This window comes from Micromonospora zamorensis (assembly GCF_900090275.1).
In the GTDB taxonomy this organism is placed as follows: Bacteria; Actinomycetota; Actinomycetes; order Mycobacteriales; family Micromonosporaceae; genus Micromonospora; species Micromonospora zamorensis.
Genome location: NZ_LT607755.1, coordinates 5,878,039 through 5,894,706, shown reverse-complemented (window position 1 = coordinate 5,894,706; position 16,668 = coordinate 5,878,039). Strand labels below are relative to the sequence as shown.

At 71.0% G+C, this 16,668-nt stretch carries 15 protein-coding genes; 9 read left to right on the top strand and 6 right to left on the bottom strand.

Features of this window, described 5'->3' with window-relative positions:
• Positions 1-91: 91 nt before the first annotated feature.
• Entirely contained in the window at positions 92-850 is a 759-nt protein-coding gene (locus GA0070619_RS26340) for a type III pantothenate kinase (RefSeq protein ID WP_088950515.1), read from the top strand.
• Between the two features lie 33 nt (positions 851-883).
• Here the strand turns inward: GA0070619_RS26340 and GA0070619_RS26335 are convergent, their stop codons facing one another.
• Positions 884-1,624 carry a class I SAM-dependent methyltransferase gene (locus GA0070619_RS26335; RefSeq protein WP_088950514.1) on the bottom strand — a complete coding sequence of 247 codons (741 nt, stop codon included), beginning with the start codon at positions 1,622-1,624 and terminating at the stop codon, positions 884-886.
• Between the two features lie 88 nt (positions 1,625-1,712).
• On the opposite strand from GA0070619_RS26335, the gene lysS reads away from it, so the two are divergent.
• The 3 genes from lysS (at position 1,713) to GA0070619_RS26320 (ending at position 6,746) form a co-directional block, all read left to right on the top strand.
• Positions 1,713-3,221, top strand: coding sequence for a lysine--tRNA ligase (gene lysS / locus GA0070619_RS26330; protein ID WP_088950513.1), 1,509 nt, complete (start codon positions 1,713-1,715; stop codon positions 3,219-3,221).
• Positions 3,222-3,333: 112 nt separating this feature from the next.
• Entirely contained in the window at positions 3,334-3,678 is a 345-nt protein-coding gene (locus tag GA0070619_RS26325; protein ID WP_088952068.1) for a histone-like nucleoid-structuring protein Lsr2, read from the top strand.
• A gap of 518 nt (positions 3,679-4,196) precedes the next feature.
• Positions 4,197-6,746 carry an ATP-dependent Clp protease ATP-binding subunit gene (locus GA0070619_RS26320; RefSeq protein WP_088950512.1) on the top strand — a complete coding sequence of 850 codons (2,550 nt, stop codon included), beginning with the start codon at positions 4,197-4,199 and terminating at the stop codon, positions 6,744-6,746.
• A 309-nt stretch (positions 6,747-7,055) separates the two neighbouring features.
• Here GA0070619_RS26320 and GA0070619_RS26315 read toward each other — a convergent pair whose 3' ends face one another.
• The gene (locus GA0070619_RS26315) at positions 7,056-7,967 is read right to left on the bottom strand and encodes an HhH-GPD family protein (RefSeq protein ID WP_088950511.1); all 912 of its coding nucleotides are present in this window, start codon (positions 7,965-7,967) and stop codon (positions 7,056-7,058) included.
• 96 nt (positions 7,968-8,063) lie between these two features.
• Here GA0070619_RS26315 and GA0070619_RS26310 point away from each other — a divergent pair, with 96 nt between their 5' ends.
• From GA0070619_RS26310 to GA0070619_RS26300, 3 genes are all read left to right on the top strand, one after another.
• Positions 8,064-8,576, top strand: coding sequence for a glycine cleavage system transcriptional repressor (locus GA0070619_RS26310; RefSeq protein WP_088950510.1), 513 nt, complete (start codon positions 8,064-8,066; stop codon positions 8,574-8,576).
• A complete protein-coding gene (locus GA0070619_RS26305; protein WP_088950509.1) occupies positions 8,573-9,157 on the top strand; it encodes a peptide deformylase in 585 nt (194 codons plus the stop codon). Before GA0070619_RS26310 ends, GA0070619_RS26305 begins: the two co-directional genes overlap by 4 nt.
• 118 nt (positions 9,158-9,275) lie before the next feature.
• On the top strand, positions 9,276-9,989 hold the full coding sequence (locus tag GA0070619_RS26300) for a hypothetical protein (protein WP_088950508.1): 714 nt from the start codon (positions 9,276-9,278) through the stop codon (positions 9,987-9,989).
• Positions 9,990-9,996: 7 nt separating this feature from the next.
• On the opposite strand, the gene disA is transcribed toward GA0070619_RS26300, so the two are convergent.
• From disA to GA0070619_RS26280, 4 genes are all read right to left on the bottom strand, one after another.
• Positions 9,997-11,181, bottom strand: coding sequence for a DNA integrity scanning diadenylate cyclase DisA (disA, locus tag GA0070619_RS26295; protein WP_088952067.1), 1,185 nt, complete (start codon positions 11,179-11,181; stop codon positions 9,997-9,999).
• 131 nt (positions 11,182-11,312) lie between these two features.
• On the bottom strand, positions 11,313-12,770 hold the full coding sequence (gene radA / locus GA0070619_RS26290; protein ID WP_088950507.1) for a DNA repair protein RadA: 1,458 nt from the start codon (positions 12,768-12,770) through the stop codon (positions 11,313-11,315).
• Positions 12,771-12,854: 84 nt separating this feature from the next.
• Entirely contained in the window at positions 12,855-13,634 is a 780-nt protein-coding gene (locus GA0070619_RS26285) for a hypothetical protein (RefSeq protein WP_088950506.1), read from the bottom strand.
• A 140-nt stretch (positions 13,635-13,774) separates the two neighbouring features.
• Positions 13,775-14,614 (bottom strand): UbiA family prenyltransferase, encoded by an 840-nt coding sequence (locus GA0070619_RS26280; protein ID WP_088950505.1) that lies wholly within the window; start codon positions 14,612-14,614, stop codon positions 13,775-13,777.
• Positions 14,615-14,660: 46 nt separating this feature from the next.
• Here GA0070619_RS26280 and GA0070619_RS26275 point away from each other — a divergent pair, with 46 nt between their 5' ends.
• Together GA0070619_RS26275 and GA0070619_RS26270 are read left to right on the top strand one after the other, a co-directional pair.
• Positions 14,661-15,434, top strand: coding sequence for a class I SAM-dependent methyltransferase (locus GA0070619_RS26275; RefSeq protein WP_088950504.1), 774 nt, complete (start codon positions 14,661-14,663; stop codon positions 15,432-15,434).
• A gap of 42 nt (positions 15,435-15,476) precedes the next feature.
• Entirely contained in the window at positions 15,477-16,643 is a 1,167-nt protein-coding gene (locus GA0070619_RS26270; protein WP_088950503.1) for an acyl-CoA dehydrogenase family protein, read from the top strand.
• Positions 16,644-16,668: the final 25 nt, after the last annotated feature.

Genomic DNA, 16,668 nt, shown 5'->3' with positions numbered 1-16,668 from the left:
GATTGACCCATGTTCATGTCGCGATGCTCCAAGGATACGGTCCGCCGGCCGGTCCGCACCTGCCCGCACGGTCGTTGTCTAGGCTGCGTGCGTGCTGCTCTGCATCGACATCGGAAACACCAACACCGTGCTGGCGACCTTCGACGGCGACAAGCTGGTGCACTCCTGGCGGATCAAGACCGATGCCCGCTCGACGGCGGACGAGCTGGGCCTGATGTTCCGGGGCCTGCTCGCCGGGGACAACGTCGAGATCACCGGCGTGGCCGCCTGCTCCACGGTGCCGGCCGCGCTGCGGTCGCTGCGCACCATGCTCGGCCGTTACTACGCCGACCTGCCGAGTGTCGTCGTCGAGCCCGGGGTGCGGACCGGGGTGCAGTTGGCGATCGACAACCCGAAGGAGGTGGGCGCCGACCGGGTGGTGAACACCCTGGCCGCGTACACCCTCTACGGCGGGCCGTCGATCGTGGTGGACTTCGGCACCACCACCAACTTCGACGTGATCAGCGGTCGGGGCGAGTTCCTCGGCGGCGCGTTCGCCCCGGGCATCGAGATCTCCTTCGACGCGCTTGCCGCCCGGGCCGCGCAGCTGCGCAAGGTCGAGGCCACCAAGCCTCGCTCGGTGATCGGCAAGAACACCGTGGAGTGCCTTCAGGCCGGCCTGTACTTCGGCTTCGCCGGTCAGGTGGACCGGATCGTCGAGCGGATGACCGAGGAGTTGGGCGAGGTGCGGGCGGTGATCGCCACCGGCGGCCTGGCCTCCCTGGTGATCAACGAGTGTCACACCATCACCCACCACGAGCCGATGATCACGCTGATCGGCCTGCGGATGGTCTACGAGCGCAACCTCTGACCGGCCCACGCGGACTCGGTGGTCGCGGTGGTGTCAGCGCCGCCGGGCCCGCAGGACCATCGTGCGGTACGGCAGCTCGACGGTCTCCCGACCGGCCAGTTCGGGGTGGGTGGCCAGGAGCTCCCGCAGCTCCTGGTCGATCGTCGCCCGCCGCTCGGCCGGGGCGGTGAGCCAGTATGAGCGGGTGTGCAGCATCGCGACGATGTCGTCCGGTGTGAGCGTGGTGTGGTGGTTGAACTCGCCCAGCTCGATCGGCTCGAACGCGGGGCCGAACTCGGTGTACCTCTCGATCACGTTGCCGGCGTTGTCCCCCAGGTGTGCGATCCGGCCCAGCTCGGCGACCCAGTCCACCCGATCGTCGCGCATGTTCCAGATCGGGGCGAACGTCCCGCCGGGCCGCAGCACCCGGGCGATCTCGATGTGCGCCAGCTCCCGGTCGAACCAGTGGTACGCCTGCCCCACCACCACGGTGTCCGCGACCTCGTCGGGCAGGGGCACCGACTCCGCGCCACCGGCCAACGCCGTGAGTCCGGGGGTGGCGGCTGCCAGTTGGGCGCGCATGGCGGGGTCCGGCTCCACGGGTGTCACCTCGTGGCCCAGGGCGAGCACGCCGCGCGTGAGGATGCCGGTGCCCGCGCCCAGGTCGACGATGCGGGCGGAACTCCCCAACCCGTCCAGTGCCCACCGCACTGCCGGTTCCGGATAACGGGGACGAAAGCGGTCGTAGTCGGCTGCCGCCGCACCGAATGAGAGAGCCTGGGTGTGATCCGCCATGCCGGGCAGGTTATCCGGTAACGACCCCCTGAGGGCTTGAGTACGCTCGGGCCTGACCCCTGTATCTCCCGTGACGAGGAAGCGTGCCGTGAGCGAGCAGAACCCCGTGCCAGTGGACCCCGCAGACGACCTTCCCGAGCAGATGAAGGTCCGCCGGGAGAAGCGGGACCGGATGCTCGCCGAGGGCGTCGAGCCCTACCCGGTCGGTTTCTCCCGCACGACCACGCTGGCGCAGGTCCGGGCGCGCTACGCCGACCTGCCAACCGACACCGCGACCGGTGACCAGGTCGCGGTCACCGGCCGGGTGATCTTCGTACGCAACACGGGCAAGCTCTGCTTCGCGACCCTCCGGGACGGCGACGGCACCGAGTTGCAGGCGATGCTCTCGCTGGACCGGGTCGGCCCGGAGCGACTGGAGGCCTGGAAGCGCCTGATCGACCTCGGCGATCACGTCGGCGTCACCGGTGAGGTGATCACCAGCCGCCGGGGTGAGTTGTCGGTGCTGGCGCAGGAATGGGAGATGACCGCGAAGGCGCTGCGTCCGCTGCCGGTGGCGCACAAGGCGCTCTCCGAGGAGGCGCGCGTCCGGCAGCGTTACGTCGACCTGATCGTCCGGCCGCAGGCGCGGGAGATGGTTCGCACCCGGGCCGCCGCCGTACGTAGTCTGCGCGATTCACTGCACGGGCAGGGCTTCATCGAGGTGGAAACACCGATGTTGCAACTGCTGCATGGTGGCGCGGCGGCCCGACCGTTCGTGACCCACAGCAATGCGTTGAACACCGATCTGTATCTGCGAATCGCGCCGGAACTGTTTCTCAAGCGCGCTGTGGTCGGTGGCGTCGACCGCGTCTTCGAGATCAACCGCAACTTCCGTAATGAGGGTGTCGACTCTTCGCACTCGCCGGAGTTCGCGATGCTGGAGACGTACCAGGCCTACGGCGACTACAACACGATGGCCGAGTTGACCCGCAATCTCGTGCAACAGGCGGCGATCGCGGTCAGCGGCTCGATGGTGGTGACCCACGCCGACGGTCGGGAGTTCGACCTGGGCGGCGAGTGGCGATCCGTGACGCTGTTCGGCGTGCTTTCCGAAGCGCTGGGCGAGGAGGTCACGGTCCGCACCGATCGTTCCCGCCTCGTCGAGTACGCGGACAAGGTGGGATTGGCCGTGGACCCCAAGTGGGGGCCGGGCAAGCTGGCCGAGGAACTGTTCGAGGAGCTGGTCGTCCCCGGCCTTGTGGCGCCCACCTTCGTGCGCGACTACCCGGAGGAGACCAGCCCGCTCACCCGGGCCCACCGCAGCGAGCCGGGTCTGGCCGAGAAGTGGGACCTCTACGTGCTCGGCTTCGAGCTGGGCACTGCGTACTCCGAGCTGGTCGACCCGGTGGTGCAGCGCGAGCGGCTGGTGGCCCAGGCGCAGCTGGCCGCGCGGGGCGACGACGAGGCGATGCGTCTCGACGAGGACTTTCTCCGTGCGATGGAGTATGGAATGCCGCCGGCCGGCGGCATGGGAATGGGAATCGACCGGATGTTGATGGCCCTGACGGGGCTCGGAATTCGGGAAACGATCCTCTTCCCGTTGGTCCGCCCCGAGTAGTCGGGCCCGGCTCACGCCGGGCCGTAACGGCATCCTATTGACGCGGCGAGCGGCGCGCGGGTTATTGTGCTCTCGTTAAGCAGGAGCGCCCTGCTCGAAAGGAATGTGGGACGTGGCCAAGCAGATCATTCACAAGCTGGTCGATGACCTGGACGGCGGGGACGCTGACGAGACCGTCAAGTTCGCCCTCGACGGCGTTCAGTACGAGATCGACCTGTCGAAGGCCAACGCCGCTAAATTGCGCGACGCTTTTGCCGCGTACGTGGGCGCTGGCACCAAGGTCGGTCGCGGCGGCGTCGTGATCGGTGGGCGTGCCGCCCGCGGTCGGGGTGGCGCGACCGCCGATCGGGAGCAGAACAAGGCGATCCGGGAGTGGGCCAAGAAGTCCGGCAAGGACATCTCGGACCGGGGTCGTATCCCGCAGGAGATCGTCGACGAGTACCACGCGAAGCGCTGATCCGTCAGCGACCTGGTGGCTCTTCCGCCACCGCAGGCGACACCGACGCCGGGCCGGAGCACCTCTCCGGGCCGGCGTCGCCGTATCCGCCGACGCCCGCCCGGGGCCCGGGAAGCATTCGGCGCCCGGCGGCGTTGTCCACAACCAGTGGAACAGCTATCCACAACCTGTGGACAACCTTCCTCAGGGCCCGGCGCGGCGTTCGTCGCGACCTCCGGCCCACCCCCTCCGAGCCCCTCGGAGCGCCTCCACGGCGCTTCCGGAGCCCGGATCGGGCTTCTGTCACGCCAGTCGGATTTCGCTCTGCGCGTAGCGACAGGGCTACCGGAACACCTCCTGAGCGCGGACGGTTGTCCAAAACGACGTGGAACCGACCCAGAGCAGAGACACACGACCTCAGCTGAGTCGGTGAACGACGATAGAGTAAGGAGGCACGGACGCCCGTCCCGGACGTTCGTGCACCGGCCCCGCCAAGATCTTGACCATCAAGGCGCACGGCACGTGAGGAGCACGAGGGCATGTTCGAGCGGTTCACCGACCGAGCGCGACGGGTTGTCGTCCTGGCCCAAGAAGAGGCCCGGATGCTCAACCACAACTACATCGGTACGGAACACATCCTGCTGGGCCTGATCCACGAAGGTGAAGGCGTCGCGGCAAAGGCCCTGGAGAGCCTCGGCATCTCCCTGGAGGGCGTCCGCCAGCAGGTCGAGGAGATCATCGGCCAGGGCCAGCAGGCGCCGAGCGGGCACATCCCGTTCACGCCGCGGGCCAAGAAGGTGCTGGAGCTGTCGCTGCGCGAGGCGCTGCAGCTCGGCCACAACTACATCGGCACGGAGCACATCCTGCTCGGGCTGATCCGTGAGGGCGAGGGCGTTGCCGCCCAGGTGCTGGTCAAGCTCGGCGCCGACCTCAACCGGGTCCGCCAGCAGGTGATCCAGCTGCTTTCCGGCTACCAGGGCAAGGAGCCTGCCGCGGCGGGCGCCACGCCGGGTGAGGCCGCGCCGTCGACCAGCCTCGTGCTGGACCAGTTCGGCCGCAACCTGACTCAGGCCGCCCGCGAGGGCAAGCTCGACCCGGTCATCGGGCGCGAGAAGGAAATCGAGCGGGTCATGCAGGTGCTCTCCCGCCGTACCAAGAACAACCCGGTCCTGATCGGTGAGCCCGGCGTCGGTAAGACCGCCGTGGTGGAGGGGCTTTCCCAGAAGATCATCAAGGGCGAGGTGCCCGAGACTCTGAAGGACAAGCAGCTCTACACGCTCGACCTGGGTGCGCTCGTCGCGGGTTCCCGCTACCGCGGTGACTTCGAGGAGCGCCTCAAGAAGGTGCTCAAGGAGATCCGCACCCGCGGCGACATCATCCTGTTCATCGACGAGATCCACACCCTGGTGGGTGCGGGTGCCGCCGAGGGCGCGATCGACGCCGCGAGCATCCTCAAGCCGATGCTGGCCCGTGGCGAGCTGCAGACCATCGGTGCCACCACCCTCGACGAATACCGCAAGCACCTGGAGAAGGACGCCGCTCTCGAGCGCCGCTTCCAGCCGATCCAGGTGGGTGAGCCGTCGCTGGCGCACACCATCGAGATCCTCAAGGGCCTGCGTGACCGCTACGAGGCCCACCACCGGGTGAGCATCACCGACGCCGCTCTCGTGGCTGCGGCGACGCTGGCCGACCGGTACATCTCCGACCGCTTCCTGCCGGACAAGGCGATCGACCTGATCGACGAGGCCGGTGCCCGGATGCGGATCCGTCGGATGACCGCGCCGCCAGACCTGCGTGACTTCGACGAGCGCATCGCCCAGGTGCGCCGCGACAAGGAGTCCGCGATCGACGCTCAGGACTTCGAGCGCGCCGCTCAGCTGCGTGACAAGGAGAAGCAGCTCCTTGGTCAGAAGGCTCAGCGGGAGAAGGAGTGGAAGGCCGGTGACCTGGACGTCGTCAGCGAGGTTGACGACGAGCAGATCGCCGAGGTTCTCGGCAACTGGACCGGCATCCCGGTCTACAAGCTGACCGAGGAGGAGACCTCACGCCTGCTGCGCATGGAGGACGAGCTGCACAAGCGCGTCATCGGCCAGGAGGACGCGGTCAAGGCGGTCTCGAAGGCGATCCGGCGTACCCGGGCCGGCCTGAAGGACCCGAAGCGCCCGTCGGGCTCGTTCATCTTCGCCGGTCCGTCCGGTGTCGGTAAGACCGAGCTGTCCAAGGCGCTCGCCGAGTTCCTCTTCGGCAGCGAGGATTCCCTCATCCAGCTGGACATGTCCGAGTTCCACGACCGCTACACGGTCTCCCGGCTCGTGGGTGCCCCTCCCGGCTACGTCGGTTACGACGAGGGCGGGCAGCTGACCGAGAAGGTGCGGCGTCGGCCGTTCTCGGTGGTCCTCTTCGACGAGATCGAGAAGGCCCACCCGGACGTGTTCAACACGCTCCTGCAGATCCTGGAGGACGGTCGGCTCACCGACGGTCAGGGTCGGATCGTGGACTTCAAGAACACGGTCATCATCCTGACCACCAACCTGGGCACCCGTGACGTCGCCAAGGCGGTGTCGCTGGGCTTCCAGCAGTCGGAGGACTCCGAGTCCAACTACGACCGGATGAAGCAGAAGGTCAACGACGAGCTCAAGCAGCACTTCCGGCCTGAGTTCCTCAACCGGATCGACGACACCATCGTCTTCCACCAGCTGCGTCAGACCGAGATCCTCTCGATCGTGGACATCATGATCCAGCGGATCGAGGGCCAGCTGCGCAACAAGGACATGGGTCTGGAGCTGACCGACAACGCCAAGAAGTACCTGGCGGCGAAGGGCTTCGACCCGGTGCTCGGTGCACGTCCGCTTCGTCGCACGATCCAGCGCGACATCGAGGACAACCTCTCCGAGCGGATCCTGTTCAACGAGCTGACCCCGGGTCAGATCGTCGTGGTGGACTGCGAGGGCGACCCGAACGACATCGACAAGTCCAAGCTCGTCTTCCGGGGTGCCGAGAAGCCGGTCGAGGTTCCGGACGCCGTTCCGGCCGACCTCGGTGGCACGGCCGCCGGCACCGCGGCAGCGGCGACGGACGAGGTGGCGTAACAAGCAGTAAGAAGGGCGGGGCCCCGGTGGCGTGAGCCACCGGGGCCCCGCCTTTTTGCGCTACCCCCACAGGTCACCCGCGCCTGCCCGCCCCTGCCCGTGCCCGCCGCGCCTCTCTGCGCCGCGCTACGCAAGATCCGCGCAACATCAGGGAAAGTGGTGCCTCACGGCGTCCGGAGGCAGCAACTTCCCTGATGTTGTGGGCGGAGTGCGGCTGGCGGCCCGGCGTGGCGCGGGGCCGTCCGCGCGGCGGGGCGCGGCCCGCGCGGCGGGCGGGGGCAGGACAAGACAGGGTCAGGGCGGGGTGGGTCAGGTGGTCAGGTCGGCTGTCGGGTGGGACGGGCCGTCGCCGACGAGGCGGAAGCTGTCGGCTCCGGCCGCTTCGACCAGCCCGTCCTGCACCAGGCCGGCCAGGGCTCGGGCACGTTGGACGTCATCGGTCCAGACCTGGTCCAAGCGCTGGTGTGGGACCGGCCCGGTGGTCTCCCGGAGCACCCCGAGCAGGAGACCGCGTACCTGTCGGTCGGTGCCCGCGTACCGCTGGGGTCGCCGGGTTGGCCCTGCTGGCGCCTCCTGGCCGGAGGCCCGCCAGGCGCAGACCGACTCGACCGGGCAGGCGGGACAGCGTGGTGACCGGGCTGTGCAGATCACCGCGCCCAGTTCCATGAACGCGGCGCTGGCGAGTGCCGCCGCGGCCGGTTCCACCGGGAGCAGCTCTTCGGTGGCGACCAGGTCGGCTGGCCGGGTGACCGGTCCGGCGTCCGGCTCGCCGGCCACCGCCCGGCAGACCACCCGGCGCACGTTGGTGTCGACCACCGGGTGCCGCTGCCCGTACGCGAAGGTGGCCACTGCCCGCGCCGTGTAGGTGCCGACCCCGGGCAGTGCCAGCAGTTGCTCCAACCGGTCCGGCACCTGGCCGCCGTGCCGGTCCACGATCGCGATCGCGCACTCCCGCAGCCGCACCGCCCGACGGGGGTAGCCGAGACGTCCCCACATCCGGATCGCCTCGGCCGGGGTGTCCGCGGCCAGCGCCGCCGGGTCCGGCCAGCGGGCCAGCCATGCCTGCCAGGCCGGCACCACCCGGACCACGGGGGTCTGCTGGAGCATGACCTCGCTGACCAGGATGGCCCAGGGAGTGACCCCGGGCGCACGCCACGGCAGGTCACGGGCGTGTTGCTGGAACCACCGACTGACCAGGGTGGCGAAATCGGGTTGAGTCATGGCGCCGTCGATGATGTCACGCCTGGCGATCCCGCTGGATGGGCGGCTCGGGCGGGGTGCCACGGCTGCGCCCGACGGATCGGAGAGAATGCCCGGATGAACGAGCTCGCGATCACCGTCATCGGTAGGGACCGGCCGGGCATCGTGGCCGACGTCGCCGAGGTCCTCGCCCGACTGGGTGCGAACCTCACCGACAGCACGATGACGCGCCTGCGGGGGCATTTCGCGATGACCCTGATCTGCACCGGGCCGGCCTCCGCCGAGGTCGAGGCCGCGTTGGCGCCGCTGGCCGCCGAGGGGCAACTGCTGGCGACGGTACGCGCGGTCACGCCGGACGGCGAGGTGCCTGCGGCGGGTGAGCCGTACGTGATGGCGGTGCACGGTTCGGACCGGATGGGCATCGTCGCGGCGATGACCCGGGTGCTGGTCGACGCTGGCGGAAACGTCACCGACCTGAGTACGCGGTTGGCCGGGTCGCTCTACGTGGTGCTGGCCGAGGTCGAGTTGCCGGCTGGTGTGGCCGACACACTGATCGACCGGTTGCACCGGACGGCTGCCGAGCTGGGCGTGGAGGTCACCCTCCGGCCGGCGGACCCGGATCTGTTGTGAGCGGCGAGGAGAACGGGCCGGACGTCGAGGCGTATTTCGGTCTGGGCGACTGGACACCCGAGTCGCTGGTCGTGCCCGGTGAGGTGCGGCCGGTTGTGTCGGCCCCCCATCCGGTGTTGAGTCGGGCCGCCGAGGGGGTCGATCCGACCGCGAAGGAGACCGTCCAGCTCGCGGCCGACCTGGTGGCGACGATGCGGGTGTCGCCGGGCTGCGTCGGGCTGGCCGCGCCGCAGGTCGGGGTGGGTGCGCGCGTCTTCGCCGTCGATGTGACCGGGCACCCGAAGGCGGTTACGGTCCATGGCACCTTCGTGCTCTGCAACGCCCGGGTGGTTGAGGCGACGCGGTGGAAGCCCGGACGGGAGGGGTGCATGTCGGTGCCGGACCTGACGGGGGATGTGAAGCGGGCCAGCCGGCTGGTGGTGGAGGGTGACCTGCCGGGCACCGGTGAGCCGGTCCGGTTGGTGACTGACGGCTTCGAGGCTCGGGCGTTGCAGCACGAGATTGACCACTGCGCGGGGTTGCTCTTCCTGGATCGGGTGGCCGGTGCGCACGCCGTCTACCAGCGCAAGGTCTACCTCTGATCGGTCGCCGGACGGTCGGCAGTTTTGTCCTGAGTGGAGAGTGGATCGGGTGCCCGCGGGCGGCCCCGGCGCGTCGCGCCGTACTGGCCGGGGGAGCGCGGCTACGGTGGGAGGCATCATGCGTCTGACGGTCGGCCCCCTGCCACCCGCCGTGTACTGGCGGCGTCGCGTCGTCGTACTCGGAGCGGGGCTACTTTTCCTGATTGTCCTGCTCTACTCGTGCACCCAGTCGGGTCGTTCCGGCGAGAAGCCGACGGCGGGGGCGACTTCGACGCCGACCTCCGCCGGCGCGCCCGCTCCTGAGGGCCCGGTGCTGACCCCGGAGACCGGGGCTCCGCCGCCGCCCGCGTCCGCCGATCCGGCTGTGACGAGTCCGAGCCCCGCGATCACCAGCAATACACCTCCGCTGGGCGCGGCGGCCGGTTCGGAGGACGACGGCACCTGCACCGACGCGGAGATCAGCGTGGTCTCGTCGGCGAGCCCGACCTCGGTTCAGCGTGGGGCGGTGGTCGAGCTGCAACTCAAGATCAAGAACACGTCGGACCGCACGTGCAGTCGGAACGTCGGCGCCGACCTGCAGGAGATCTTCATCAAGTCCGGTGCGGAGAAGATCTGGTCGTCGGACACCTGCGGCAAGGTCCAGGGCTCGGACGTGCAGACGTTCACGCCGAACTTCGAGCGCGCCTACCAGGTGCCGTGGAACGGGCGGGACACCAGCCGGTGCGACGGTGCGCTGGCCGGCGGGCCGTTCCCGCCGCTCGGGTCGTACCAGGTGTTCGCCCGGGTGGGCACGAAGCTCAGCTCACCCGTGAAGCTCACCATCACCGGCTGAGCCGGGGTCAGACGTACCGTTCCAGGATGGATGCCTCGGCGAGCCGGGACAGCCCCTCACGGACGCCTCGGGCCCTTGCGTCGCCGACGCCCTCGACGGCCTGCAGGTCCTCCACTGTCGCGCCCAGCAGTCGCTGGAGGCTGCCGAAGTGCACCACCAGGCGGTCGACCACCGCGACCGGCAGCCGGGGCACCTTGGCCAGCAGCCGGAAGCCGCGAGGGCTGACCGCGGCGTCCAGCGCGTCGGACGCGGCCGGGTAGCCGATCGCCTTGGCCACCGCCACCAGGTCGATCAGCTCGGTGGCGCCGAGCAGGTCCAGCTCGACGAGTGCCTCGTCCAGGGTGCGCGACTTGCGGCCGATCGGGAGGTAGTCCCGGATGACCAGCGTGCGGTCGGCGTCCACGCCGGCCATCAGCTCGTCGAGTTGCAGGGCGAGCAGGCGGCCGTCGGTGCCCAGCTCGACCACATAGCCGGCGATCTCGTCGGCGATCCGGCGAACCATCTCCAGTCGCTGCACCACGGCCACCGCGTCCCGTACGGTGACCAGGTCCTCGATCTCCAGTGCGGAGAGCGTGCCGGAGACCTCGTCCAGCCGGAGCTTGTAGCGCTCCAGGGTGGCGAGCGCCTGGTTGGCCCGGGAGAGGATGGCGGCCGAGTCGTCGAGCACGTGCCGCTGGCCGTTGACGTAGAGGCTGATGATCCGCATCGACTGGCTGACCGAGATGACCGGGTAGCCGGTCTGCCGGGCCACCCGCTCGGCGGTGCGGTGCCGGGTGCCGGACTCTTCGGTCGGGATGGACGGATCGGGCATCAGGTGCACGGCCGCCCGGACGATCCTGGTGCCGTCGCTGGAGAGCACGACGGCGCCGTCCATCTTGCACAGCTCCCGGACGCGCGTCGCGGAGAACTCCACGTCCAGCGGGAAGCCTCCGGTGCACAGGCCCTCGACGACCTTGTCGTAGCCGAGCACGATGAGCGCGCCGGTGCGGCCGCGCAGGATGCGCTCCAGACCGTCGCGTAGGGCGGTGCCCGGGGCCATCAGGGCGAGGTTGGCCCGCAATGGGTCCCCGGCGCTCCCGGCGGCTCCCGCGGTCACGCTCACGCTGATCGGGCGGGCGGGCGAGCCCACGGCGCCGGTGCGGGCCTGGGGCGGCGCGCCGGCTGGCTTGGTGGTTTCGCGGTCGATCGGCACGGGCACAGTCTACGGACTGCCGTGCGGTGGGTGCTGTCGTGGTTACTGTGATGTGTCACGATGCGGCCCTTCCAACCGATTCCCGCTTGCGACGTGCTGTCCGGTATCGCCGTCTCCGTCGGCACGGTGCGTCACTCGGCGGACGCGCGGGCCGCATGGTGCAGTGCCGAACGGACGTCCGTGACCTCGGTCACCCGCATGTGCTCGGGGCCGGCGCCGGTGCTGGCCGGCCCGCAACCGGTCGGCACCAGGGCCACCTTGAACCCCAGCCGGGCCGCTTCGGCCAGCCGGCGCGGCACCGCCCCGACGCGGCGCACCTCGCCGGTCAGCCCCACCTCACCGATCGCCACCAGGTGCGGCGCGATGGCCAGGTTGAGCCCGCCGGAGGCGACCGCCAACGCGACCGCCAGGTCGGCTGCCGGCTCCACCACCCGGATCCCGCCCACAGTGGCGGCGAAGACCTCCCGGTCGTGCAGGGTCAGCCGCTCGGTGCGTCGTTGCAGCACCGCGAGCACCATCGCCAGACGCGCCGAGTCGAGGCCGGAGACGGTGCGTCGGGGTGAGCCGGCCACCGTTGCGCCGATCAGGGCCTGGACCTCGGTGACCAGGGCCCGCCGCCCCTCCATGGCCACTGTCACACAGGTGCCCGGGACCGGCTCCGCGTAGCGGGTCAGGAACAGCCCGGACGGGTCGGCCAGGCTGCTGATGCCACCCTCGTGCATCTCGAAGCAGCCGACCTCGTCGGCCGCGCCGAACCGGTTCTTCACGCCGCGCACCAGGCGGAGCGACGAGTGCTTGTCGCCCTCGAAGTGCAGCACGACGTCGACCAGGTGCTCCAGCACCCGGGGCCCGGCCACCTGGCCGTCCTTGGTGACGTGCCCGACCAGCACGGTGGCGATGCCCCGCTCCTTGGCGACCGAGACCAGCGCGGCGGTCACCGCGCGCACCTGGGTCACACCACCGGGCACGCCCTCGGTGCCGGTGGTCGAGATGGTCTGCACCGAGTCGAGCACCAACAGGCCCGGCTTGACCGCGTCGAGGTGACCGAGCACCGACGCCAGGTCGCTCTCCGCAGCGAGGTAGAGCTGCTCGTGCAGGGTGCCCATCCGTTCGGCGCGCAGGCGCACCTGGCTGACCGACTCTTCGCCACTGACCACCAGTGAGGGGCTGCCGGCACCGACCGCCCAATGCTGCGCCACATCGAGCAGGAGGGTCGACTTGCCGACACCGGGCTCGCCGGCGAGCAGCACCACGGCACCGGGGACCAGGCCGCCGCCGAGCACCCGGTCGAGCTCGCTCACCCCGGTGGGCACGGCGCGGGCCGGAGCGGCGCTGATGGTGGCGATCGGCCGGGCCGGCTCGGTCGGCATCCGGGAGCTGACCACGCGACCGGAGACGGTCGGGCCGGTCACCGTGCTCTCGACCACCGCGCCCCACTCGCCGCACTCCGGGCAGCGCCCCACCCACTTGGGTGGCTGGTGCCCGCACGCGTCGCACTGGTAGGCCGGACGCGGCTCGCGGGCGGCGGACCGGCCACGGGCGGCACCGGCGGTGCCGCCGCGCGAAGGGGTCGATCGGGAGGTGGTCACATCAGGACGCTAGCCCTCGCGTACGACGAAAACACCCCGGCGTGGTGGTCACCACGCCGGGGCGTTTGTCGATGTGGGCTCGGGTCACTCGTGGGTGGTGCCACCCTCGTCGCCCTCGTAGCCGCCCTCGCGCTCGATGATCGGCGAGGGGGGTGCGGCCGGAGTGAGCGGCACCGCGATCGGCGCCTGGCCGGTGACCGTGTTGCCGTTGCCGAAGTCGAAGGTCACCAGGACGTTCTGCCCGGAGCGCAGCGCCTCGGTCAGACCGACCAGCCGGAGCTGGGTGGTGGCCTCGGAGTTGAACTGCACGTAGCTCAGCGGGGCCAGCTCGATCCGGGCCGGCGTGCCCGGAGCGGAGGGGCTGGCCGAACCGGACGCCCGCGCCGACTCCGGGGCGGACGGGGTGGCCGAGGACGACCCGGTCTCGGAGGGGGTCGCCGACGGGCTGGCCGAGCCGGACCCGGAGGTCGACGGGCTGGCCGAGCCGGAGGGAGACGGGCTCGTGGAGGCGGACTCCGAGGCGGACGGCGACGGGCTCGCCGAGCCGCCGCTGATCACCAGCTCACGGGCGCTCTCGGTGGTGACGGTGACCGTTACCGTCTCCTTCGAGTCGTTGTAGATCACCGCGCTGAGCCCAGCGTCCTGGCCGGCCTTGTAGCCCTCGGTGCCCGGGTAGTCCACGAGCAGGCCACGCACGGAGAAGGAACCGTTGTTGGTGGTGAGGCTGACGCCCTGGACCGAGGCCTCCTTGGTGGCGGTCTCGGCGATCTGTCCGGCGCCGCAGCCGGACGTCAGCAGACTGGCCGCCGCAATTCCGGACAGCAACAGGGCCGCACGCCGGGATCCCCTGATCGAGCGCGTCACGTCGGTCCTCCTCGTCACAATCCCCACCCGGGCCGCACGCCGGGCACGGTGGCCATACCCGCGCAGACCGCGCTCCAGGGTAGTTGGGACTGATCGAGGCCCGCACGCGGACCCGGCAATGCCACCTGCCCGGGTGCCGTTCACACCACCCGACCGCTCGCGACCAGCAGGACCACGTCGATGAGGGCCACCAGCATCACCGCCCGGAAGGCCGACACCGGCCGCCGGCCGGCCCGGACCGCCGAGCGCCCGGCGTACCAGCTCAGCGGTGGCACCACGGCGGCCGTGACGACCGCCGCCACCCCGATCGCCGACGGCGGCCCGGGTGGCCCGAGGACCAGGGCCGCGGTCGCCGCGAGGAGCAGGCCGGCCGCCGCGATCCGGCTGCCGGCGGCGCCCAGCCGGTGCGGCAGGCCGCGCACCCCGGTCCGTGCGTCGTCGGCCAGGTCGGGCAGCACGTTGGCGAAGTGCGCCCCGGCCCCCAGGCAGGCCGCCGCGACCAGCAGCCAGGCGGGTGGGGTCGGCTGACCGGGCAGCGCCAGCACCACGAAGGCGGGCAGCGCGCCGAACGAGACGGCGTACGGCAGCACCGAGAACGCGGTGGCCTTGAGCGGCCAGTCGTAGAGCAGCGCCGAGACCAGTGCGACGGTCAACCAGAACGCCGCGGTGGGGTTCGTGGTCAGCGCCAGCAACGGACAGGCCACCGCGGCCACCGCCGCGGCCCAGGCCGTGGTGCGCCGACCGACAGCGCCGGCGGCGACCGGTTTGTCGGTACGTCCCACAGTGGCGTCCCGCTCGGCGTCCAGCGCGTCGTTGGTCCAGCCGACGGCGAGCTGGCTGGCAAGAACGGCGAGCACGACGGACACGATTCCGGTCGGCCGATGACCCACTCCCCAGGCCAGCAGGCCGGAAACCGCGGTCACCGCTGCGGCCGGTTCCGGATGGCTCGCTCTGACCAGCCCTAACACCCTCGACGACATAAGGGAAGTCTGGTCGTTACCGAGCAGTCGTGCCACGCTCGGTGCCATGCGAGACGTGGCTGCGTCCGCGGCGTCCACCGGCCCCCGGGTGCTGCCGCGTAACGATCCGCGCCAGTACGACGACCTGGCCGGTGAGTGGTGGCGGCCCGATGGCGCGTTCGCGATGCTGCACTGGCTGGCGGAGGCACGGGCGGCGCTGGTGCCGCCGGCCACCCGTCCGGGCGCGCTGCTGGTCGATCTGGGTTGCGGCGCCGGTCTGCTCGCGCCGCACCTGGCCGGCAAGGGTTACCGCCACGTCGGGGTGGATCTGACCCGCTCGGCGCTGGTCCAGGCGGCCGAGCACGGGGTGCGCGTGGTCCAGGGCGACGTCACCGCCGTCCCGCTGCCGAGCGGTTGCGCCGACGTGGTCTCCGCAGGTGAGTTGCTGGAGCATGTGCCGGCCTGGCCGAGTGCGGTGGCCGAGGCGTGCCGTCTGCTGCGTCCGGGCGGTCTGCTGGTGTTGGACACCCTGAACGACACGGCGCTGGCCCGGCTCGTCGCGGTACGGATCGCCGAGCGGCTGCCGACCGTGCCACGCGGCATCCACGATCCACGGTTGTTCGTGGACGCCCGGGCACTGGTGGCCGAGTGTGCCCGGCACGGTGTCGACCTGCGGCTGCGAGGCATCCGTCCGCAGGTCGGGGGCATGCTTGCCTGGTTGCTACGCCGGGCCCGCGCGACCCGGACGTCCGGTGCGACGTCCACGGGCCGCGCGCCACGCATCGTGCCGACCCGGTCCACCGCCGTGCTCTACCAGGGCCGGGGGGTCCGCAAAGGATAGTCCGGGCCTGGCGGGGGTATGGGACGCCGAGGAGGAGACGATATGACGGTGCAGGCGCTTGAGGCGGCCCGCCGGTTGGCGCCGCGGTTCGCCGCGCGTGCGGCGGACCATGACCGGGACGGTTCCTTCCCCGTCGAGGACTTCCGTGACCTGCGGGAGGCTGGCCTTTTCGGTTTGATGGTGCCCCGGGCACTGGGCGGCATGGAGGCCAGCTTCGCCGAGTACGCCGCGGTGGCCACTGAGCTTGCCCGAGGCAACGGCGCGACGGCCCTGGTGTTCAACATGCACGCCTCGGTGACCGGTGCCCTGGGCGCGGTCACCGAGGAGTTGGCCGAGGCGTTGGGTGTGCCGGACGAGGCGCTGGTCGCCCGGGACCGGCTGCTCACCGCTGCGGCTCAGGGCTCCTGGTACGCGGTCGCGATGAGCGAGCGTGGCGCCGGTGCCCGGCTGTCCCAGCTGACCACGGCGTACGAGGCGACCGACGCGGGTTGGCATCTCAAGGGCAGCAAGACCTTCTGCTCCGGCGCCGGGCATGCCGACGGTTACCTGGTGGCGGCGCGCAGCGCGGCCGACCAGTCGGTGGTCTCGCAGTTCCTGGTGCCGGCCGGTGACGGGTTGACAGTGGAGCCGACCTGGGATGCGCTCGGCATGCGCGCCACCTCCTCGCACGACCTGCACCTGGACGTGACGGTTCCGGCGGACCGGCTGCTCGGTGGTGTGGAAGGGCTGGCGCTGGTGGTCGCCCAACTGATGCCGCACTGGCTGGTCGCCAGCTACGCGGCGGTGTACGTGGGGGTGGCCCGGGCGGCGATCGACGCGGCGGCCGAGCACCTCAACGCCCGCAACCTGGCCGGTCTGCCGGCGGTGCGGGCCCGACTGGGCCGGGCGGACGCGGCCACGGCGGCCGCCCAGCTGGTGGTCGCCGAGGCGGCCCGTCGGGTGGACGAGGCGCCGGGCGACGAGGAGACCAACCGTTGGGTGTGGCGGGCGAAGCTGCTCGCCGGCACCACGGCCGCCGAGGTCGCGGCGTCGGTGTTGGAGGCGGCGGGCACCTCGGCGACCCGACGTGGTCATCCGTTGGAGCGGCTCTACCGCGATGCCCGCTGCGGCTCGCTGCACCCGGCCACCTCGGATGTCTGCGCCGACTGGCTGGGCATCGCCGCCCTGGGCGGCGACCCGGACCGCGACGGATCGGCACCGCGTTGGTGAGCCGGCCCTGCGGGGCTCGCACGCA

Bases quoted from the DNA above. Each gene is read 5' to 3' on its own strand.
- GA0070619_RS26335 (WP_088950514.1), bottom strand. From the start codon at position 1,624: ATGGCGGATCACACCCAGGCTCTCTCATTCGGTGCGGCGGCAGCCGAC.
- GA0070619_RS26320 (WP_088950512.1), top strand. From the start codon at position 4,197: ATGTTCGAGCGGTTCACCGACCGAGCGCGACGGGTTGTCGTCCTGGCC.
- GA0070619_RS26315 (WP_088950511.1), bottom strand. From the start codon at position 7,967: ATGACTCAACCCGATTTCGCCACCCTGGTCAGTCGGTGGTTCCAGCAA.
- GA0070619_RS26310 (WP_088950510.1), top strand. From the start codon at position 8,064: ATGAACGAGCTCGCGATCACCGTCATCGGTAGGGACCGGCCGGGCATC.
- GA0070619_RS26300 (WP_088950508.1), top strand. From the start codon at position 9,276: ATGCGTCTGACGGTCGGCCCCCTGCCACCCGCCGTGTACTGGCGGCGT.
- GA0070619_RS26280 (WP_088950505.1), bottom strand. From the start codon at position 14,614: ATGTCGTCGAGGGTGTTAGGGCTGGTCAGAGCGAGCCATCCGGAACCG.
- GA0070619_RS26275 (WP_088950504.1), top strand. From the start codon at position 14,661: ATGCGAGACGTGGCTGCGTCCGCGGCGTCCACCGGCCCCCGGGTGCTG.
- GA0070619_RS26270 (WP_088950503.1), top strand. From the start codon at position 15,477: ATGACGGTGCAGGCGCTTGAGGCGGCCCGCCGGTTGGCGCCGCGGTTC.